The following is a 20,398-nucleotide window of genomic DNA, read 5'->3' as shown; positions in this document are numbered from 1 at the left end:
GGTTTTTATGCGCGCTGCTTCTTATCGGTGTGATTAACGCGGCGCAACGGGGACGAAGCGGCTTTACCCCATATGCCCGCCTGCGCTAGAGCGCGCGATCATGAACGCTCCGCTCGCCACCAGCCGCCCCGATAGCGACAAAAAGGCCGATCTTCGGGTATTGATCGCCGCCCCGCGCGGCTTTTGCGCGGGGGTCGACCGGGCGATCCGCATCGTCGAACTGGCGCTCGAACGCTTTGGCGCGCCCGTCTATGTTCGCCATGAAATCGTTCATAATCGCTATGTTGTCGATTCTTTGAAGGCAAAAGGCGCAATTTTCGTCGAATCGCTCGACAAAGTGCCTGACGGCGTTCCCGTGGTGTTCAGTGCCCATGGCGTCCCCAAGGCGGTTCCCGCCAAGGCGGAGGCACGCGGGCTCGATTATATCGACGCGACCTGCCCGCTGGTGTCCAAGGTCCACCGGCAGGCCGAACGCGCCCATGAGGCCGGACGCCATATCCTGTTCATCGGTCATGCGGGCCATCCCGAAGTGATCGGCACGCTGGGCCAATTGCCCGAAGGCGCGATGACGCTGATCGAATCGGTCGATGATGTCGCCCGGCTCGACCCGCCCAAGGGCGTCGAACTCAGCTACCTCACCCAGACCACCCTGTCGGTCGATGACACGCGCGATATGATCACCGCTCTCCATCATCGCTTTCCCGACATCGTCGGGCCGCGCGGTGAGGATATTTGCTACGCCACATCGAACCGCCAGCAAGCGGTGAAAGCCATTGCCGGCCTTTGCGACCGCGTCATCGTTATCGGTGCGCCCAACAGCTCGAACAGCGTCCGCCTGGTGGAAGTCGCCGAGCGTATGGGAACGCCGGCCCATCTGGTGCAGCGCGGCAGCGATATTCGCGGCGAATGGCTCGCCGATATCGCCACACTCGGCATCACCGCCGGGGCCAGCGCACCCGAAACCTTGGTGCGCGAAGTCATTGATGCGGTCGCCGCCCACCGACCGATGCAGGAAGAAGTCGTCGTCACCGCCGAAGAAAAGATGATCTTCAAGCTTCCGCGCGGACTGGAAGCGGAATCGGCCTGATCCATGGCCGTTTACACCAGCGTCGATCCCGACGATCTCGCCGCGCTCGTCGCGCGCTATGACATCGGCACCGTGCAATCGTGCAAGGGCATTGCCGAGGGCGTCGAGAACAGCAACTTCCTGCTCGAAACCAGCGGCGGACGCTTCATCCTGACCCTCTATGAAAAAAGGGTGAGCGAAGGCGACCTACCCTTTTTCGTCGATCTGCTTGCCCATCTGGCCCGGTCCGGCTGTCCCGTCCCCGCCATGATCGCCGACCGCGAGGGCAAGGCCATCCAGCGCATTTCAGATCGCGCGGCCTGCATCATCCAGTTTCTGCCCGGCATTTCACTGACCCACCCCAATGGAGCGCAGTGCGAAGCGGCGGGGGCGGCGCTAGGCGCGATGCATAAGGCGCTGGCCGCTTATGAAGGCGCGCGCGACAATAGCATGGGCCATGCCCAGTGGCGCGCCGTGGCCGCGGGGGCGGGCGATCTCGATAGCGTTTTGCCCGGCCTTGACGCCATTGTGACGGACGAGCTCGCCTATCTGGACGCGCATTGGCCGAGCGGCCTTCCTGCCCATGTCATTCATGCCGATTTGTTCCCCGACAATGTGCTGATGCTGGGCGACCGGGTCACCGGCCTGATCGACTTTTATTTCGCGGCGACCGATTTTCGCGCTTATGACCTTGCCGTCACCCATGCGGCCTGGACCTTCTCCGACGACGGGCAGAGCTGCGACCCTGCATTGGCGCAAGGATTGATGCGCGGTTATGCAAGCGATGTTACGCTGACCGACGCCGAAATCGCTGCCATGCCGATCTTTGCGCGCGGCGCGTCCTTGCGCTTCCTGCTGACGCGCGCCCACGACTGGCTTCACACGCCTGCTGATGCGCTGGTAACGCGCAAGGACCCGCTGCCCTTTCTCAACCGCCTGAAACGCTATCAGCAGGCCGACGCCGCCGACCTGTTCGACGGCCTCGCATGACGGATGCGCCCACCCGAAAGGTCGTCATCGCGACCGATGGCGCCTGCAAGGGCAATCCCGGTCCCGGCGGCTGGGGAGCGGTGCTGCGCTGGGGCGATGTGGTCAAAACCCTGTCGGGCGGCGAAAAGGACACGACCAACAACCGCATGGAGTTGATGGGTGCCATCGAAGCCCTGGCTGCGCTCAAGCGAAGCTGCGACGTCGAACTGTCGACCGACAGCGTCTATGTCCGCGACGGCATCACCAAATGGATCCATGGCTGGCAAAAGAACGGCTGGAAAACCGCCGCGAAGAAGCCCGTGGCCAATGCCGATCTGTGGCAGCGCCTGCTGACCGAAGCCAAGCGGCACCGGATCGAATGGCTGTGGGTAAAGGGTCATGCCGGGCATGGCGATAATGAGCTGGCCGACCAACTGGCCAGCGACGCCGCCTTGCAAATCGCGCGCGGCTGACCGGGTTGAAAGGGGCCGGACGCCCGCAGCGTCCGCCCCTCCCCCTTATTCGGCCCCCTTACTCAGCTTCGCGCGTTTCGGCGCTGGGACCGTTGGTTTTGATCGACTGGATTGCGTTCAAGGCAGAGGCTTTGCTCGAATAGCCCTCGGTCCAGAACATGGTTTCGCTATTATATTTGAAATAGGCGACATATTCGCCCGCCTTGTTCTGCTTGATCTCGAAATAATGGGCCATGGGTCTCTCCATTGGTCGCACCCGCCGGAATGACGGGACAGGCGCATGTTACGCCTTGAGACGCCGCTTGCAAGTATCGATAGTTAACCAGAAAAACGCAGGGGCGAAAAAGGCCTGGCATCAATTGCCCCTATGGCCGCTGGGGCCGGAGCACCGCCCATTTGCTCGGCCAATAACGCCGAGATGGCAGGCACGGTCTGAATGCCAAAGCCTCCCTGTCCGGCGCACCAGAAAAAATCGGGCTGATGCGGATCAAGGCCGAAAACAGGTAAACGGTCGGGTGCAAAGCTGCGCAGTCCCGCCCATTTGCGCTCAACCGCCGCAATCGGCCAGTCGACCACTTGCTGCAGCCGGTCGATGGCGAGCGCAACGTCCATTTCCTCCGGCGCCGCATCGCAAGCGAGAGAGGCGGTTTCATCATGTGGGCTCAGCCACACGCGCCCTTCGCTCTCGCCCTTGAAATAAAATTCGCCGCCAATGTGGGAGATGAGCGGCAGGCTGGCGGGAACCGCCGTTTGAAATCTGATCTGCGCCACCGTGCGGCGATAGGGCTGGATGCCAATCGGCGCCACATCGCAAGCGCGGGCGACATGGTCGGCCCAAGCCCCGGCAGCGTTGACGAGAGTAGCGGCATGAATGCGTCCCTGCCCCGTTTCCACGGTCCAGCCATGGCGTCCGTTATGGCGGGCCGAAAGCAGCGCTGTTCGCGTCGCGAGCACCGCCCCGGTCTTTCGGGCCGCTTTCAGATAGGCGAGATGCAGGCCCCCGACATCAATGTCGCGGCAAGAGGCCTCAAGCGCTGCCTCGGTCCATTCGGGCCGCAGGCCCGGAACCTGCTGGCGCAGCGCATCGGTGGACAAGCGCGCCACATCGACCCCGCGCCCCGAAAATTCTTCCACAAAAGCATCGACGGCCGATCGTTCCTCGCGGCGCCCGATGATGAGCGCGCTGCGCGGCAGCAAAAAGGGATGGTCCGAAAATTCAGGATCGGGGTGTGCGAGAAAAGGGCCGGAAGCCGCCGTCAGCGGCTGCACCTGAACGCCGCCATAGCTTTCCAGCCAGAAAGCTGCCGAGCGGCCCGTGGCATGATAGCCCGGCATATCCTCCGCCTCGATCATCATCACCCGGCGATAGGGGGCGAGCTGCGCGGCCAGGCTGGCGCCGGCAATCCCGGCGCCGACGATCAGCACGTCGGTCGTTGCGGACGGGGCGTCGGTCATGCGTCGCCGCATATCGGCTTGCCGCGCGATTGCAAGGCCAAGCGCGGAAAGACAAGGTTACTATTTGGTAAGCCATAGTCGCTAACCCCTTTGTCATGGACAGTAAATGGATTGCACTGGGGCTTATGACCGCGCTGGCCGCCTTGATGATCGCGGCAGCGATCAGCGACGTGCGATCGCGCACCATCTCGAACCGCCTCAACCTGGCCATGGCCGCACTCGCGCCCCTTTTCTGGGTCGCCAGCGGGCTTGCCCCCTGGCCCGACATGCTCATGCAGGCCGGGGCGGCCTTTGCGGTGTTTCTGCTTTTCCTGGGATTATTTGCAATCGGCGCGATGGGCGGCGGCGACGTCAAGATGATCGGGGCTGTTATGTTATGGGTCTCGCTTCCGCTGATGCTGCCGACGCTTACCATCATGGCGATTGCCGGGGGGCTGCTGTCGATCATCCTGTTGATCCAGCATAAATGGCGTCCATCGGCCATGTCACAGCAAGTGCCGTACGGCGTGGCGATTGCCGCCGCCGGACTTTGGGCGCTTCACCAACATTATTTTAACCAGTTTGAGGCTATCGGAGCGAGCTGAGGGCAGGCTCAGCCATCTCTGGTGGGTGCAGGAGGGCGACTAATCGTCATGGATACGCGAAAATTAATACTGATTGCTGGCGCGCTGGTGATTGCCATAGGCGCCGCGCTGGGGGTCAATATGATGATGCGCGGCTCTTCCGCGCCTGAAGCGCGCGCTGCAGCCGCGCCGCAGATCGATGGCCCGATGATTTTGGTGGCGACACGGCAATTGCCGACCGGGACGATTATCGGCCCCGACAGCTTTCGCTTTCAGCCCTGGCCCAAGGAGTTGGTGGAAAGCGCCTATTTCCTGAAGGACAAGACCGATACGCAGGCGCTGGTGGGAACGGTCGTTCGGTTCCCGATCACGGCAGGCCAACCGTTGACGCAGGGGGCACTCGTCCACCCGGATGATCGCGGCTTCCTCGCCGCCGCCCTTGGTCCCGGCATGCGCGCTGTAACCGTGAAGGTCTCGCACGAACAGGGCGTGGCGGGTTTTGTCTTTCCCGGCGACCGCGTCGATGTCGTGCTCGCGCAGGAACTCGAGGTCAAGGAAGGCGGCTCCTATCCGGATGATCAGCTTTTCACCGCCGAAACCATTGTCCGCAATGTCCGCGTCCTCGCGACGGATCAGCGCTATAATGCCGCGAATGAGGAAGGCAAAACCGAGGTTCTGACCTTTGGTTCGGTGACGCTTGAAGCAACCCCGGAAATCGCCGAAAAAATCGCCGTCGCCCAGAATATGGGCAAATTGTCGCTCGCTTTGCGGCCGCTGGCCGAAAGCGCCGGTGAACTCGACGCTGCCATTGCCTCGGGCGAGGTAAGCGTGCCGACCAAAGGCGGCAGCGCCGCCGAGCGCAAGATGATGGCCGAAGCGGCCGCGCGTCCTACCAGCGGTCGTTCCTCTGCCACCACCGGGGGCGATGTTTCGCGCTTTTGGGTTCCGGTGCGCGGCCGCGTCTCTGTGCCGCGTCAGCAGTCAAACGCCAATGCGCCAGCCAATATGTCGGCGCCCGCCATGCCGGCGGCCAGCATCGCGGCGCCAGCGCCGCGCGGCCCGGTCGTCCGTGTGACGCGGGGTGACAAGGTGACCGAAGTTCCGGTCGGGGGGAAATAAGATGACCATCAAAGCGAAGCTTGCAGGGTCGGCGCTCGCCCGCACCCTTGCCATAAGTCTCGTCACCGCGACATTGGTGGGGGCGCCTGCCCGGCCCGCGGCGGCGCAGGGTACCCAGAACGCCAACCAGAGCATCGACCTGTCGGTCGGTCGGGGCCGGCTGATCAGCCTGCCCACCGCCATGAGCGACATTTTTGTCGCCAATGACGAGGTGGCCGATGTGCAGGTGCGATCAAGCCGGCAGCTTTATATTTTCGGTAAAAAGCCGGGGGAAACGAGCATCTATGCCACCGACGCCAGCGGGCGGGTCGTCTATTCGACCATCGCGCGCGTCGGCAATAATATCGAAACCATCGGCCAGATGCTTTCGCTCGCCATGCCCGATGCCAATATCACCTCGAACACGATGAACGGCTTTGTGCTGCTGACGGGGACGGTGCAATCGCCCGACGATGCCGCCGAAGCCGAACGGCTGGTTCAGGCCTTTGTCGGCGAAGGAACCAAAGTCCTGTCCCGCCTGCGCACCGCGACGCCGCTGCAGGTCAATCTGCAGGTGCGCATTGCCGAGGTCAACCGCTCGTTGGTGAAGGAAATGAGCGGCAACCTCTTGACCCGCGACCGCGACGGTCCGCTGGGCAATGGCTTTCTTGGCGGTGTCTTCAGTGGTCGCCGGGCGGGCAATATTCTTTATCCCGGCGAGGGGGAACCCCCGGTGACGGGAAGAACCTATGAGATAACGACCCCCAGCGGCGTTCGCAGCCTTGCGGGTGCGGGGCGCCTGTTCGGCCTCGACCTGATCGCCTCGCTCGACATGGGTGAGCGTTCGGGAATGGTGGCCACATTGGCGCAACCCAATCTGACCGCCATTTCGGGCGAAACCGCCGACTTCCTTGCGGGCGGCGAATTTCCGATCCCCATCGCCGGAACGACTATCGAATATCGCAAATATGGCGTCAGCCTCGCTTACACCCCCACGGTCTTGTCGAACGGTCGCATCAGCTTGCGCGTACGGCCCGAGGTTTCGGAGCTGTCCACCGAGGGCGCGATCGAAATGGAGGGGTTCCAGATCCCAGCCCTTACCGTTCGCCGCGCGGAAACGACGGTCGAACTCGGTTCGGGCGAAAGCTTCATGATCGCGGGCCTGATGAACAATCGCTCAATCGGCGCGATCGACAAGATGCCGGGGCTGGGCGACGTGCCGATCCTGGGCAATTTGTTCAAATCCGACAGCTTCCGGCGCGGCGAGACCGAGTTGGTAATCGTCGTCACCCCCTATCTGGTCAATCCCGTCTCGGCGAACGAGATCAAGCTGCCGACCGATGCCTATCGCGATGCCAATGATGCCGCGCGGCTGTTTGTGGGCCAGACGAGCGACGGGCAAACCGGCGGGGAACGGCCCAAGCCGCGCCTCGACACCTCGGCGGGCGATGCCGCCCGGCTGCGCGGCGACGATGCGGTGTCGCCGGGCTTCAGCTTTAACTGATGCGCTGCTTTTCAGGAGCATGACGATGAAAAATATTGCCACTTGGACCGCCCTCGCTTTCGCGACCACCCTCGCCGGATGCACGGGCAGCGCGCATAGCAATCGCAGCCTCGATTCGGTGCACCAGCCGGTCGTAAAGATGCAAAATTATCAGTTCGACGTCGCCGCGACGGGGGGCGATCTTGGCCCCAGCGAACAGGGACGGCTGCAAGGCTGGCTCGACGCCATGGGCGTGCGCTACGGCGACCGGATCGCCATCGAAGATACCTCCACCTATGGCAGCGATGCCGCCCAGGAAACGGTGCGCGCGATGCTTGCACGGCGCGGCTTGCTTGTCAGCAAGGACGTGCCCGTCACCACCGGCGCGGTGCCGCCGGGGCATTTGCGTATCGTCGTGACGCGCGCAACGGCTCATGTCCCCGGCTGCCCCGACTGGTCGAGCAAATCCTCGATCAATCCCAATAATGCCACATCGTCCAACTATGGCTGCGCGACGAACGCCAATCTGGCCGCGATGGTCGCCGACCCCAATGATCTGATCAAGGGTGCGCGCAACGAAAGCTATGATCCCGCCGCCGCCACGCGGGCGATCAAAACCTATCGTGAGAAAACACCCACCGGCGCAGGCGAACTGCGCGGCGAAACGACCAACAATGGGGGAGGAAGCCAGTGAACGCTCCGTTCAAGCCGACGGGGGTACGCGACCCTTTCAACGCCTTTGTCTGCGACGATGACACACTGGAGCTGATCCGCGTGGCCGCCAATGACATGGGCTGGCCGATGGAAAAGTGCAACAAGGGCGGCCTGCGCAACGCGGTGCAATCGCTGTCGGTTTCCGCCAGTCCGAACATCCTGTTCGTCGACATGTCGGAATCGGGCGATCCTATCAATGACATCAACGCGCTCGCTGAGGTTTGCGAACCCGGAACGGTGGTGATCGCGGCGGGGCAGGTCAATGACGTACGCCTTTACCGCGACCTTCTGTCGAGCGGGATTCAGGATTATCTGCTGAAGCCGCTGTCGCTCGACCAGCTGCGCGAATCGCTCACCATGGCGCAGGCTTTGCTCTCTGCGCCCAAGCAGATGGACATGATGGATGACAAGCCGCACCATCTGGCCGCTGTCGTCGGAGTACGGGGCGGCGTAGGCGCCTCGATGGTGTCGACATCGCTCGCCTGGGCGATGAGCGAACAAGGCGACCGCCAGACAGCACTGCTGGATCTCGATGTGCATTTCGGCACCGGCGCGCTGACGCTTGATCTTGAACCCGGCCGCGGGCTGATCGATGCCATCGACAATCCCAGCCGCATCGACGGGCTGTTCATCGAACGCGCCATGGTTCGCGCCTCGGACAAGCTCAGCCTGCTCTCGGCCGAAGCGCCAATTCATCAGCCGGTTCTCACCGACGGATCGGCTTATTTCCAGCTTGAGGAAGAGCTGCGCAACGCCTTTGAAGTTACAATTGTCGATATTCCGCGACAGGTTCTCATTCCCTTCCCACACCTGGTGTCCGAAGCGGGAACCATTGTTCTGGTCAGCGACGTAACGCTTGCCGCGGCGCGCGACACCATTCGGCTCTTGTCCTGGTTCAAACAGAATGTGCCGAGTGCCCGTGTCATTCTGGTCGCGAACAAATTCCAGACGAGCGTCGGCGAATTGTCGCGCAAGGAGTTTGAATCGTCGATCGAGCGCGAAATCGACATCGTCGTGCCTTTTGACCCCAAGTTGATGAGCCAGGCCGCCAAGCTGGGCAAATCCTATGCCGAAATCTGCAAAGGCACCAAGGCCAGCCAGGTCTGGAGCAATCTGATGCAGCTGGTTCTCGACGGATCGGACAGCAATGGCGTGCAGGGCGCGGATCAGGCCAAGGGCGGCAATTCGCTTCTGGGCAAGCTCGCCGGACTGAGCCGCCGGAGCAAAAAAAGCGCCAAATAGCGGCGACGGAGCGGGCGGCGGCTGACGGCGCCCTGCCTCCAGTTGCCGGAGACGGGACGAATAACAACCATGACCCTTCCGATACTCCTCATTGTCGGCGCTGCCATATCGGCCTTCGCGTTGCTCGCCATGGCTTTGGGCGGTCCTTCGCCCGCCAAGGCGAAAAGCCGGCGGCTGGGAGCGGTCAAGGATCGCCACGCCGCTTCGGCAGAAGCGGTGGTGGCAGCGCAGATGCGCAAGACAATTCAGGCCGTCAATCGCAAAGGCGAAGGGGGCCTATCGGCCCTTATGCCGCAGCGGGACCAGATGGAGCTTCGCTTGCGCCGCACCGGGCGCGGATGGACCATTACCCAATATATGTTGGCATCGATGGGACTGTTCATTTTCGCCACGGGCTTCATGCTGTTGATGCGCTCGCCGCCGGTGCTCAGCCTGATGATCGGGCTGTTGGCCGCCATCGGCCTGCCCTATACCGTGACCGGATTTTTGATCAACAAGCGGGTGGCCGCCTTCAACGCCCGCTTTCCGGACGCCATCGACCTTCTGGTGCGAGGCCTTAAATCCGGCCTTCCCGTGACCGAAACCTTCCAGGTCGTCAGTCAGGAATTGCCGGGGCCGGTGGGCGAAGAGTTCAAGGGCGTCGTCGAACGCATCCGCATCGGCAACACGATGGAAGCCGCGCTGCAGGAAACAGCGGATATGCTGGGCACGCCCGAGTTTCAGTTCTTCTGCATCTCCATCGCCATCCAGCGCGAAACGGGCGGCAACCTTGCCGAAACGCTCGCCAATCTGTCGGATGTGCTCAGGAAACGTGCTCAGATGAAGCTCAAAATCCGCGCCATGTCGTCGGAGGCCAAGGCCTCCGCCTATATCGTCGGCGCGCTGCCCTTTTTCGTCTTTGGCATCGTCTGGATGATGAATCCCGAATATCTTCAGGGCTTTTTCTATGAAGATCGGTTGATCATCGCAGGGTTGGGCGGGCTGACGTGGATGGGCATCGGCGTCTTCATCATGTCCCGCATGATCAGCTTCGAAATATAAGGGGGAAAGGCCATGAACATCAACCTTCTCCTCAGCGCCTTTACGGGAGCACAGCCCGGTCCCAAGCTGCTCGGCATCGACGTCATCTGGGCGGCGACCATCCTTTCCGCCGTTGGCGTCTTTGCCGCCGTTATCGCCGTCTATGGCGCGATGACGGTTCGCGATCCGATGACGCGCCGCGTCAAGGCGCTGAACGAGCGCCGTGAACAGCTCAAGGCCGGCATTACCGCTTCAACGACAAAGCGTCGCGCGCGCCTGGTGCGGAAAAATGAAACCACCGACAAGTTGCGCAGTTTCCTCGGCCGCCTGCAAGTGTTGCAAGAGGAACAGGTCAAGGATGTGCAGCAAAAGCTGGCGCAGGCCGGTATTCGCTCCAAGGATATGGCCGTCGCCGTTATCTTTGGCCGGATGGTGCTGCCAATCGCGCTGGGCGGTCTGGTTGCCCTTCTGGTTTATGTCGTTAACTATTTCCCCGACTGGACGCCCTTCAAACGCTCCGGCGCGGTGATGGTGGCGCTGCTGCTCGGTTACAAGGCTCCGGACCTGTTTGTTCAGAACAAGCGGCAAAAACGCACCGACGCCATTCGCAAGGGGCTGCCCGACGCGCTCGACCTGCTCGTCATCTGCGCCGAAGCGGGGCTGACCGTCGACGCCGCCTTCAGCCGCGTCGCAAAGGAACTCGGCCGCGCCTATCCCGAACTGGCGGAGGAATTTGCCCTCACGTCCATTGAACTCGGCTTCTTGACGGAACGACGGCAGGCGTTTGAAAATCTCGCCTATCGCGTCGATCTGGAAGCGATGAAGGGCGTGGTGACGACCATGATCCAGACCGAAAAATATGGCACGCCGCTCGCCAGCGCCTTGCGCGTCCTTTCGGCAGAATTCCGCAACGAGCGCATGATGCGTGCCGAGGAAAAGGCCGCGCGCCTGCCCGCGATCATGACCGTGCCGCTGATCCTTTTCATCCTGCCGGTGCTGTTCATCGTCATTCTGGGTCCGGCGGCCTGCTCGCTCAGCGATGTGATGTCGTCGGGCGTGATGGGCGGCGGGCAATAGTCCAAACGAAAAAGGGGAAGGCGCGGCGCCCTGCCGCCCTTCCCCCTTGTTTTTCATCGAGACCGGGCCGGATCAGACGGCCACGACCTGCTGTTCAATCGCGCCGAAGATGCTGTGGTGCCGATCATCGTCCATCCAGATGCGGACCGTATCGCCCGCCTTCATGAAGGGCGTTTTGGCCTCGCCCTGCTGAATGGTTTCGACCGTCCGCACTTCGGCAAGGCAGCTATAACCCAGGCCGCCTTCGGAAATGGGCTTGCCCGGCCCGCCATCGGCGTCGCGGTTGGAGACCGTTCCCGATCCGATGATCGTTCCCGCGCCCAGATTGCGCGTCTTGGCCGCATGGGCGATCAGCGCCCCGAAATCAAAGGTCATGTCGACCCCGGCATCGGCCCGGCCCAGCGGCTGACCATTGAGATCGACACTGAGTGTGCCGTGCAGCTTCCCGTCCTTCCAGCGTTCGCCCAGCGCATCGGGGGTGACGAATACCGGCGACATGGCGCTCGACGGCTTTGACTGGAAAAAGCCGAAGCCCTTGGCAAGCTCGGCGGGAATCAGCCCGCGCAGCGATACGTCATTGGTCAGGCCGACGAGCAAAATCTTCTCACGCGCCGCAGCCGGGTCAATGCCTGCGGGAACATCGCCCGTCACGACGACCACTTCGGCCTCCATGTCGCAGCCCCAGGCAGGATCGCCGAGCGGGATCGGATCGCGCGGCGAAAGAAAGGCATCGCTTCCGCCCTGATACATCAGCGGATCGTGCCAGAAGCTTTCGGGCATTTCCGCGCCGCGCGCCTGCCGCACCAGCGCCACATGGTTCACATAGGCGCTGCCATCGGCCCATTGATAGGCCCGCGGCAGCGGCGAGGCCGCGTCGCGTTCGTGGAACCGCTCCTTGGGAATGGCATCATGGTTGAGATCATTGGCAAGCGCCGCGAGCCGGGGTGCAGCCTCGGCCCAATTGTCGAGCGCGGCCTGCAGTGTCGGGGCAATCTGCGTAGCATCGACATACCAGGCAAGATCGTCGGATACGACGACCAGGCGACCGTCGCGGCCATGCTTTAGCGAAGCTAGTTTCACACTCTATCCCTTTGTCTGCGATGCCGGCTCTTTGTGCATCGCAGGATTGGGGGGTGCGATGGGTCAGCGCGGCATCTGGATCGATGCGTAGCAGGTAAAGCCGCTCTGCCCCGCCTGCAAGCGCCGGATATATTTCAGATAGGCCTGCGACTGTTCATAAGTCGCCCCGGGCAGCGAGCGCCCCCGAAAGGCGCGTTTGACTTCCTCGCCCGTAAAAGGCCGCGGCGAACCGGGAAATGCATCCTTCGTTCCCGGCGGAACCAACTGGCCGTTGCGGTCGATATACTGCCCCACGCCATGCGGGCCGGGCACCGGAATCTGGCAATTCATCACCGATGCCGCCGTCTGCGCGAAAGCCGGCCGGATGGTCAGCGCCGCCGACACGCCGACAGCCCCCAGCGCCAGCATTTTGCGGCGGGACGGTGCTTCCTCGCCCGCAGCGGCGGGGACGTCGTTGGGAGTTTCGCTGTTTTCCATGGGCTTCGCGCATAGCCCAATCCTGTTAACAGGAAAAGAAAAACCCCCGCCACCGTCCGGCCATTCCCGCTATGGGACAGGCGCACGCCCCAAGTTAACAGGCGTAAAGCGGCTTGCGAAAGCGGCGCCACCATGCAAGGCGCAGCATTGATGTTCGATCGTCTCTCCAGCCTGATCATCGCGCTGACGCTGGTGGCGCTGGCTGCGATTTTTGCCCTGATGGCGGGCGGGGACCTGCTTTCCGTGCTGATCCTGACGCTTGCAGGGGTGGCGGCTGCCGCCACCGTCCATGCCGCACTGCCGTCATCCCTGCCCGAACCGGGCGCCGCTGCATCGGAGGGCGCCGACGCCCCGCTTGTGTCGCTGCTCCATCATCCCGATTTCGCGCGCTGGGCCGATCAGGAAAAAGAGCCGGTGATCGGCACGGCAAACAATATCGTCACCATCGCCAATGATGCAGCGATCCAGTTGCTGGGGCGCCACATTGTGGGGGCCGATATTCGCACCGCCATCCGCCACCCCGCCGCGACCGACTATCTGTCGCAGCCCGACGAGGCGGCGGCCCTGCAGGTCATCAACCTCGCCGATTTTCCGCGCTCGGGCCAGCGCTGGACGATGCGGACCGCCACCCTGTCGGGGAACGAACGGATCATCTTTCTGGTCGATCGCTCGGCGCTCGACGCGGCGGACCGGATGCGGTCGGATTTCGTCGCCAATGCCAGCCATGAACTGCGTACGCCGCTCGCAGCGATCCTCGGCTATGTCGAAACGCTGCAGGATATGAATGGCGAGGCTGACCAGCCGACGCGCAGCCGTTTCCTTGCCATCATCGACCGCGAAGCGCGGCGGATGCAGCAACTGGTGATTGACCTATTGTCCATTTCGCGGGTCGAGGCCGACCGCTTTCGCCGGCCCACCGCACTGATCGACCTCGGCGCCATCGTGCGGGCGACCGCCGCGCAGATCAAGGATGGCGAAGACAAGCGCGCCGCCGATATCGTCACCCGGATCGAGGAAGCGCCCTTCCCGCTCGAAGGCGACGCCGCGCAGCTTGGCCAGATGGCGCATAATATCATCTCCAATGCGATGAAATATGGCCGCCCTGGCACGCCGGTTACGGTGACATTGAAGCGCAAGGGCGAACAGGCGCTGCTATCGGTCGCGGATGAGGGCGATGGCATTGCGCCCGAACATCTGCCGCGCCTGACCGAGCGTTTCTACCGTGTCGATGAAGCCCGCAGCCGGTCGGTTGGCGGCACCGGCCTTGGCCTCGCCATCGTCAAACATATTGCCGAACGTCATCAGGCAAAGCTTCACATCGCCAGCGAACCCGGAAAGGGCACGATTGTCTCGATCAACCTGCCCTTGAAGGCGGGCGACTGACGAGCGCTCCGCGCTTCCTCAGCGGATCTGCCCCAAAAGATCGCCGATCATAGCGAACATGCGGTCGATATGCTCACGCTCGACAATCAGCGGCGGCGACAGCGCGATGGTATCGCCTGTCGCGCGCACCAGCAGCCCCGCGTCAAAGGCGGCATGAAATAATTCGGTCGCGCGCGCCGTGGGAACGCCGGGGCGCGGCTCCAGCTCGATCCCCGCGACGAGGCCGGCGGTACGAATGTCAATGACATGCCGCCGCCCCTTGAGCTGATGCGCGGCCTCCTCCCAATAAGGCGCCAGCCCGCGCGCGCGGTCGAACAATCCCTCCTTTGCATAGAGGTCGAGCGTCGCCAGTCCCGCCGCGCTCGCCAGCGGATGACCCGAATAAGTATAGCCGTGGAACAGCTCGATCCCGCCCGGCACGCTGTCGATCACCAGATCGTACAGCCCTCGCCGCACCGCCACCGCGCCCATCGGCACCGCGCCATTGGTCAGCCCCTTGGCCATGGTGATGATATCGGAGGTCACGCCCCAGGCTTCGGCGGCGGTCGCCGCGCCCAGCCGACCAAAGGCGGTGATCACCTCGTCAAAGATCAGGATGATGCCGTGCCGGTCGCAAATTTCGCGCAGCCGCTGCAAATAGCCCTTTGGCGGCAATAGCACCCCGGTCGATCCGGCCATCGGTTCGACAATGACCGCCGCAATAGTGTCGGCGCCATGCAGATCGACGAGGCGCTGCAAATCATCGGCCAGCTCGGCGCCATGCTCCGGCAATCCGCGCGTAAAGGCATTGCGCGCCAGATCATGCGTGTGCCGCAGATGGTCGGCGCCCGGCAGGCCGCTGCCAAAGCTGCGCCGATTGGCGACGATCCCGCCAACACTGATCCCGCCAAAGCCGGTGCCATGATAGCCGCGCTCGCGCCCGATCAGCCGGGTCCGCGTCCCCTGCCCCCGCGCCCGCTGTACCGCGAGCGCTATTTTCAGCGCCGTATCAACCGATTCGGACCCGCTGTTGGTAAAGAATATCCGGTCCAGATCCGGCGGCATCAGCGCGGCGACCCGCTGCGCCAGCTCAAAGGGCAAGGGATGCCCCAGCTGAAAGGTCGGCGCAAAATCGAGCGTCGCTGCCGCCTTCGCAATCGCTTCGGTAATTTCGGGGCGGCAATGGCCTGCATTGCTGCACCACAGCCCGGCGGTGCCGTCGAGGATCGTCCGCCCGTCGCTGCTCTGATAATAGAGGCCGCTCGCCGAAACGAGCTGGCGCGGATGCGTCTTGAATACGCGGTTGGCGGTGAAAGGCATCCAAAAGGCCGCCAACTGGTCATTGTCCCCGCGCATTCGGCTCTCCATTTCACGGCGCCATCCCGGCACCTGTTGTCGCCCCCGCGAAGCGAATGTGCCAAGCCTCTGTCAGAGTGGCAATCGCCAATGCGGCCACTGGCGCCGCCCTGCGCTTCACGATAGGCTGCGGGGCATAGCGGGCGCCCGGCCCGCACGAGGGCATATGACGATCAATCTCAAACAATGGATCACCGAGCACAAGATCGACGAGGTCGAGTGCATCGTTCCCGACATCAATGGCGTTCAGCGCGGCAAGGTCTTGCCGGCCAAGAAATTTCTGTCGTCGGTCAGCGACGGATCGCTCCGCATTCCCGGCAGTGTTTTCATCTGCACCATCGACGGCCATTATCCCGACGATATCGGCGATATATGGGACAAGGACCCCGACCGCATTCTGGTGCCCGACCCCGACACGATCCGGGTGGCACCGGGCTTTTCCACCCCCACGGCCTTTGTCATCGCCGACGCCTTCAACAGCGACGGCAGCGAGGTGAATATCGCCCCGCGCGCGCTGCTGAAAAAGGTGCTCGCCCTTTATGCCGAACGCGGCTGGCGGCCGATCATCGCGCCCGAGGTGGAATTTTACCTCGTCTCGCCCAACACCGACCCCGATTTCCCGCTGACGCCGCCCACCGGCCAGTCGGGCCGGTCGGAAAATGCCAGTCAACCCTATGGGCTGGAGGCGATGAACGAATATGAGGATATCATCGATCATATCTATGACGATTGCGAGCTGATGGGGCTCGATATCGACACGATGATCCACGAAATGGGCCCGGCACAGCTCGAGATCAATTTTCTTCATGGCGATCCGCTGCGCCTTGCCGACGAAGTGTTTCTGTTCAAGCGGGTGGTCCGCAATGTCGCGCGGCAGCATGGCGTTTACGCGACCTTCATGGCCAATCCCATGTCGGGCCAACCGGGCAGTTCGATGCATATCCACCAGTCGGTCGTCGATATCGAGACCGGTCGCAACCTGTTCGCCACGGCCAATGGCCGCGACAGCGCGATGTTCCGCAGCTATGTCGCAGGGCTGGTGCGCTTCATGCCGCAAATCGCCCCCATGTGGGCGCCCAATGTCAACAGCTTCCGCCGGATGCGCCCCGACAGCGCCGCGCCGATCAATGGCCATTGGGGCATAGACAACCGCTCCTGCGGCTTTCGCGTCCCCATTTCGGACAAGGCGAACCGGCGCGTCGAAAACCGGCTGCCGGGGGCCGATGCCAATCCCTATCTCGCCATCATCGCTTCGCTGCTCTGCGGCTATATCGGCATGACCGACCGGATGGTGCCGCCCAAGCCGATCACCGGCAGCGCCTATAACCGCGCGCGCACCCTGCCCCGCACGCTGGAGGCTGCGCTCGACCGCTTCTCGTCCTGCAAAAAGGTCCGCAATCTTCTGGGCGATGATTTCTTCGAAATCTTCTTTGCGGTGAAGGACTATGAGCTGTTCAACTATCAATCGGTCGTGTCGAGCTGGGAGCGTGAGCATCTGCTGATGCGCGTCTGACCCGGCGCGCGGCCCCTGCTCCCTTCGTCCATGACCCCCGACCCGCTCAACCACAGCTATTATGCCGCGACGGCGAACGATTGGCGCCCCCGGCCGTTCGCGGGCGAAGAGCGCGCCGATGTTGCGGTGATCGGCGGCGGCTTCACCGGCCTTGCCGCCGCGCTGGCCTGCGCCGAACGCGGCTTTTCGGTCATCCTCTACGAAGCGCAGCATATCGGCTTCGGCGCTTCGGGGCGCAATGGCGGACAGCTTATCCCCGGCCTGCGCTGGAGCGCCTCCCAGATCGAGGCCGAACTGGGGCGCGAACGCGCCGACGCCTTGTTCGACCTCTGCTGGCGCAGCAATCGGGTCAAGGCGCGCATCAACCGCCATGGCATCGCCTGTGACCTCAAATCCGGCCATGTCGAGGCCGCCTGGACCCCGCGGGACTTTGCCGCCATGCAGCGCGAGGCCGATTATCTCGAACGCCGCTTTGGCTATGCGACAGAGCGGATTGCGCCAGAGGAGATGGGCGCCCATGTCGCCACCACCTGCTATCATGGCGGCATCCGCGACCCGCAGGGTGGCCATTTTCATCCGCTCAACTATGCCCTCGGCCTCGCCCGCGCGGCCGAAGCCGCAGGAGTGCGCCTGATCGAAGAGCGCCGGATGACGCCTGAGGAGGCAAGCGCGAAGGCAAGCTATGTCATCAACGCCACCGATCACTGGATCGGGGAAATTGATCCGGCGCTGGGCCGCTACACCGTGCCGATCATGAATTTTAATATCGCCACGGCGCCGCTACGCGAAGCTGACGCACTCATCCCCGGCGATGCCGCCATTTCCGACAGCCGCTTCATCCTCAACTATTATCGGCTGTCGGCTGACAAGAGGCTGATTTTCGGGGGTGGCGAACGCTATACACAGCGCCCACCCCGCGACATCGCCGCCTTTGTCCGCCCCTTTATGGCCGAGCTGTTTCCGCAGATCGCCGCCGCGCCCATCGACTATGGCTGGGGCGGCGCGGTCGCGGTGACGATGAACCGGCTTCCGCATGTCGGGCGACGCGGCAATATATTCTATGCCCATGGCTTTTCAGGTCATGGCGCGCTCGTGACGACCCTGGCGGGCGAGCTTATCGCCGAAGCGATGGCGGGAACTGCCGAACGCTTCGACCTTTTCGCCAATCTGCCCGCTCGCCCCTTTCCCGGCGGCAAATGGCTTCAGACCCCGCTCGCGGTGCTGGGACTGCTCTATTATGCGCTAAGGGATCGGCTGGGCTAGCAGCCCCTCCTCAATGCTCCGCCTTGCGCCCCGGTATCAAGTGGAGCAGCGCCACGACCATCCCGCCCAGGATCAAACCGAACACGCCCGCACCGGCAGCATTGATTACCCATTCCCACAGCCCCGCACCGGGCAGGCCGCCTGCTACGGCTTGGGCGATATCATGCAGGCCATGGCCGATATTGCCGATATGATATTCATCCAGACCGTGCAGGACGATCTGCCCCCCGACCCACAGCATCGCCGCCGTTCCGATTACCGCCAGCGCCGCCAGCAATTTGGGCATGAAGGCGACGAGCCAGCGTCCGACCGCCTTGCGAAACCCCGACCCTCCCCGGGTCATCGCCAGCCCGATATCATCCATCTTCACGATCAGGCCGACCACGCCATAGACAGCAATGGTGATGCCGATCGCAACCACCACCAATGTCGCCGCCCGCATCGGCATGGGTTCGGTCAGCACCTCGTTGAGCGCGATCACCATAATCTCCGCCGACAGGATGAAATCGGTACGGATCGCGCCGGAAACCATTTTTTCCTCATGCGCCTTGTCGGCAACGATGGCGGCTTCTTCGGCCAGATCGCCTTTTTTCTTTCGTAGCGAGTGCCAGACTTTTTCGGCGCCCTCGAAGCATAAATAGGTGCCGCCGATCATCAAAATGGGGGTGATCGCCCATTGGGCAAACGCCGACAAAAGCAGCAGCACCGGCAGGATGAACAGCAGCTTGTTCTTGAACGAGCCCTTGGCGATCCGCCAGATCACCGGCAATTCGCGGTCCGGCGTAAAACCGGTCAGATAGCGCGGGGTGACCGCCGTATCATCAACCACAACCCCGGCGGCCTTCACCCCCGCCTTGGACGCTGCCGCGCCAATATCGTCGATGCTCGCCGCCGCCACCTTGGTGATCGTGGCGACATCGTCAAGCAGAGCAAAAAGGCCCGATGGCATAAACGCTTGTCCCCTGTTTACGGTATGGAAAGCCTTGGACACCCCTTCGGCGCCGCATGCTGATATCGCCCCTGTGTATCCGATCGAAAGAGTGAGGCAAGGGCCAGAAGAATGAGGTAAAAACTCGCAATCAATCTTGCACGACCTTCCGCTTACGTTAAGGTCAGTTTCAAACCGCAACCGGAGAGAGTGATTCATGGCCCTGCCCCCGATTTTTGACCGTCTTCGCCTGCCCGTTATCGGCTCGCCCCTGTTCATCGTTTCGGGACCGGATCTGGTAATCGCACAGTGCAAGGCCGGAATCGTCGGCAGCTTCCCGGCGCTCAACGCCCGGCCGCAAAGCCTTCTCGAAGAATGGCTGCACCGTATCACCGAAGAACTGGCCGCGTGGGACCGCGACAATCCGGACAAGCCCGCCGCCCCCTTTGCCGTCAACCAGATCGTCCATCGCTCGAACGACCGGCTCGAACAGGATCTTGCAACCTGCGAAAAATGGAAGGTGCCGATCACCATCACCTCGCTCGGCGCGCGCGAAGAGCTGAATCAGGCGGTGCATAATTGGGGCGGCATCACGATGCACGATGTCATCGACGATCGTTTCGCCCGCAAGGCGGTGGAAAAGGGCGCCGACGGGCTGATCCCCGTCGCAGCGGGTGCAGGCGGCCATGCTGGCACGCAGTCACCCTTTGCCTTGGTGCAGGAAATCCGCAGCTGGTTCGACGGGCCCATCGCTCTGTCCGGCGCCATTGCCCATGGCCGCTCGGTGCTCGCCGCGCAGGCGTGCGGTGCCGACCTCGCCTATATCGGCAGCGCCTTTATCGCGTGTGAGGAGGCGAATGCCGCGGAAGGCTACAAGGAAGGCATCGTCGAAGGGCGCGCGGGCGACATCGTCTATTCCGACCTCTTCACCGGCGTTCATGGCAATTATCTGCGCGGCTCGATCGTCGCGGCGGGCCTCGACCCCGACAATCTGCCCAAGGGTGACCTGAAGACAATGAATTTCGGCTCTGGCGACGGCAGCAAAGCGAAAGCATGGAAGGATATCTGGGGCTCGGGCCAGGGCATTGGCGCGGTCGGCGCGGTCCGCCCCGCCGCCGATTTCGTCGCTCAGCTCGCCGAAGAATATCATGAGGCCTATCGCGCTCTGCAGGCGAAATATCGCGCCTGAAGCGGGGCTTTGACACAGATGCGCGGATGAACGAGGGGCAAATTCCCCCTATTCATCCGCGCGGGATTGC

General features: G+C 62.8%; 20 protein-coding genes. 14 read left to right on the top strand and 6 right to left on the bottom strand.

Translation table 11 applies throughout. The features are described 5' to 3' along the window. Positions 1-100: 100 nt before the first annotated feature. From ispH to rnhA, 3 genes are read left to right on the top strand one after another with little or no spacing between them, the layout of a single operon-like run. Complete coding sequence (gene ispH, locus JV18_RS0101040) at positions 101-1,087, top strand: 4-hydroxy-3-methylbut-2-enyl diphosphate reductase (protein ID WP_033073069.1); 987 nt, start codon at positions 101-103, stop codon at positions 1,085-1,087. A 3-nt stretch (positions 1,088-1,090) separates the two neighbouring features. Continuing rightward, entirely contained in the window at positions 1,091-2,056 is a 966-nt protein-coding gene (gene thrB, locus JV18_RS0101035; protein ID WP_033073068.1) for a homoserine kinase, read from the top strand. Next, positions 2,053-2,508, top strand: coding sequence for a ribonuclease HI (gene rnhA / locus JV18_RS0101030; protein WP_033073067.1), 456 nt, complete (start codon positions 2,053-2,055; stop codon positions 2,506-2,508). Before thrB ends, rnhA begins: the two co-directional genes overlap by 4 nt. A 58-nt stretch (positions 2,509-2,566) precedes the next feature. On the opposite strand, the gene JV18_RS14795 is transcribed toward rnhA, so the two are convergent. Both JV18_RS14795 and JV18_RS0101025 read right to left on the bottom strand, forming a co-directional pair. Next, positions 2,567-2,743, bottom strand: coding sequence for a YegP family protein (locus JV18_RS14795; RefSeq protein WP_081944642.1), 177 nt, complete (start codon positions 2,741-2,743; stop codon positions 2,567-2,569). 83 nt (positions 2,744-2,826) lie between these two features. Further along, entirely contained in the window at positions 2,827-3,963 is a 1,137-nt protein-coding gene (locus JV18_RS0101025; protein WP_033073066.1) for an NAD(P)/FAD-dependent oxidoreductase, read from the bottom strand. 95 nt (positions 3,964-4,058) lie between these two features. Between JV18_RS0101025 and JV18_RS0101020 the strand changes: the two genes are divergently transcribed. From JV18_RS0101020 to JV18_RS0100990, 7 genes are all read left to right on the top strand, one after another. Continuing rightward, complete coding sequence (locus tag JV18_RS0101020) at positions 4,059-4,547, top strand: A24 family peptidase (protein ID WP_033073065.1); 489 nt, start codon at positions 4,059-4,061, stop codon at positions 4,545-4,547. 48 nt (positions 4,548-4,595) lie between these two features. Then, the gene (gene cpaB / locus JV18_RS0101015; protein ID WP_033073064.1) at positions 4,596-5,645 is read left to right on the top strand and encodes a Flp pilus assembly protein CpaB; all 1,050 of its coding nucleotides are present in this window, start codon (positions 4,596-4,598) and stop codon (positions 5,643-5,645) included. A 1-nt stretch (position 5,646) separates the two neighbouring features. Then, positions 5,647-7,128 carry a type II and III secretion system protein family protein gene (locus JV18_RS0101010; protein WP_033073063.1) on the top strand — a complete coding sequence of 494 codons (1,482 nt, stop codon included), beginning with the start codon at positions 5,647-5,649 and terminating at the stop codon, positions 7,126-7,128. A 25-nt stretch (positions 7,129-7,153) separates the two neighbouring features. Next, positions 7,154-7,801 (top strand): CpaD family pilus assembly protein, encoded by a 648-nt coding sequence (locus JV18_RS0101005; RefSeq protein WP_052072003.1) that lies wholly within the window; start codon positions 7,154-7,156, stop codon positions 7,799-7,801. Next, positions 7,798-9,063 (top strand): pilus assembly protein CpaE, encoded by a 1,266-nt coding sequence (locus JV18_RS0101000; RefSeq protein WP_033073061.1) that lies wholly within the window; start codon positions 7,798-7,800, stop codon positions 9,061-9,063. Before JV18_RS0101005 ends, JV18_RS0101000 begins: the two co-directional genes overlap by 4 nt. Before the next feature lie 69 nt (positions 9,064-9,132). Beyond that, complete coding sequence (locus JV18_RS0100995) at positions 9,133-10,104, top strand: type II secretion system F family protein (protein ID WP_033073060.1); 972 nt, start codon at positions 9,133-9,135, stop codon at positions 10,102-10,104. 12 nt (positions 10,105-10,116) lie between these two features. After that, on the top strand, positions 10,117-11,160 hold the full coding sequence (locus tag JV18_RS0100990) for a type II secretion system F family protein (RefSeq protein ID WP_033073059.1): 1,044 nt from the start codon (positions 10,117-10,119) through the stop codon (positions 11,158-11,160). A gap of 72 nt (positions 11,161-11,232) precedes the next feature. Here the strand turns inward: JV18_RS0100990 and JV18_RS0100985 are convergent, their stop codons facing one another. Both JV18_RS0100985 and JV18_RS0100980 read right to left on the bottom strand, forming a co-directional pair. Beyond that, entirely contained in the window at positions 11,233-12,240 is a 1,008-nt protein-coding gene (locus tag JV18_RS0100985; RefSeq protein ID WP_033073058.1) for a fumarylacetoacetate hydrolase family protein, read from the bottom strand. Between the two features lie 63 nt (positions 12,241-12,303). Further along, positions 12,304-12,717 (bottom strand): hypothetical protein, encoded by a 414-nt coding sequence (locus JV18_RS0100980; protein WP_033073057.1) that lies wholly within the window; start codon positions 12,715-12,717, stop codon positions 12,304-12,306. Between the two features lie 150 nt (positions 12,718-12,867). On the opposite strand from JV18_RS0100980, the gene JV18_RS0100975 reads away from it, so the two are divergent. Beyond that, positions 12,868-14,100, top strand: a complete 1,233-nt coding sequence (locus JV18_RS0100975; protein ID WP_033073056.1) for a sensor histidine kinase — start codon at positions 12,868-12,870, stop codon at positions 14,098-14,100. 18 nt (positions 14,101-14,118) lie between these two features. Here JV18_RS0100975 and JV18_RS0100970 read toward each other — a convergent pair whose 3' ends face one another. Then, complete coding sequence (locus JV18_RS0100970; protein ID WP_200879058.1) at positions 14,119-15,435, bottom strand: aspartate aminotransferase family protein; 1,317 nt, start codon at positions 15,433-15,435, stop codon at positions 14,119-14,121. A 166-nt stretch (positions 15,436-15,601) separates the two neighbouring features. Between JV18_RS0100970 and JV18_RS0100965 the strand changes: the two genes are divergently transcribed. Together JV18_RS0100965 and JV18_RS0100960 are read left to right on the top strand one after the other, a co-directional pair. Then, positions 15,602-16,948, top strand: coding sequence for a glutamine synthetase family protein (locus JV18_RS0100965; RefSeq protein ID WP_033073054.1), 1,347 nt, complete (start codon positions 15,602-15,604; stop codon positions 16,946-16,948). Between the two features lie 30 nt (positions 16,949-16,978). Further along, positions 16,979-18,211 carry an NAD(P)/FAD-dependent oxidoreductase gene (locus JV18_RS0100960; RefSeq protein WP_033073053.1) on the top strand — a complete coding sequence of 411 codons (1,233 nt, stop codon included), beginning with the start codon at positions 16,979-16,981 and terminating at the stop codon, positions 18,209-18,211. Between the two features lie 10 nt (positions 18,212-18,221). Here JV18_RS0100960 and JV18_RS0100955 read toward each other — a convergent pair whose 3' ends face one another. Continuing rightward, positions 18,222-19,160 (bottom strand): DUF808 domain-containing protein, encoded by a 939-nt coding sequence (locus tag JV18_RS0100955; protein ID WP_033073052.1) that lies wholly within the window; start codon positions 19,158-19,160, stop codon positions 18,222-18,224. A gap of 196 nt (positions 19,161-19,356) precedes the next feature. Here JV18_RS0100955 and JV18_RS0100950 point away from each other — a divergent pair, with 196 nt between their 5' ends. Beyond that, positions 19,357-20,328: an NAD(P)H-dependent flavin oxidoreductase gene (locus JV18_RS0100950; protein WP_033073051.1), complete on the top strand. Its 972-nt coding sequence runs from the start codon at positions 19,357-19,359 to the stop codon at positions 20,326-20,328. Positions 20,329-20,398 lie beyond the last annotated feature (70 nt).

It is taken from the genome of Sphingopyxis sp. MWB1, from assembly GCF_000763945.1.
Taxonomy (GTDB): Bacteria; Pseudomonadota; Alphaproteobacteria; order Sphingomonadales; family Sphingomonadaceae; genus Sphingopyxis.
Note: the sequence above shows the minus strand (reverse complement) of the source record. Positions and strands in the feature narration are given on the sequence as shown.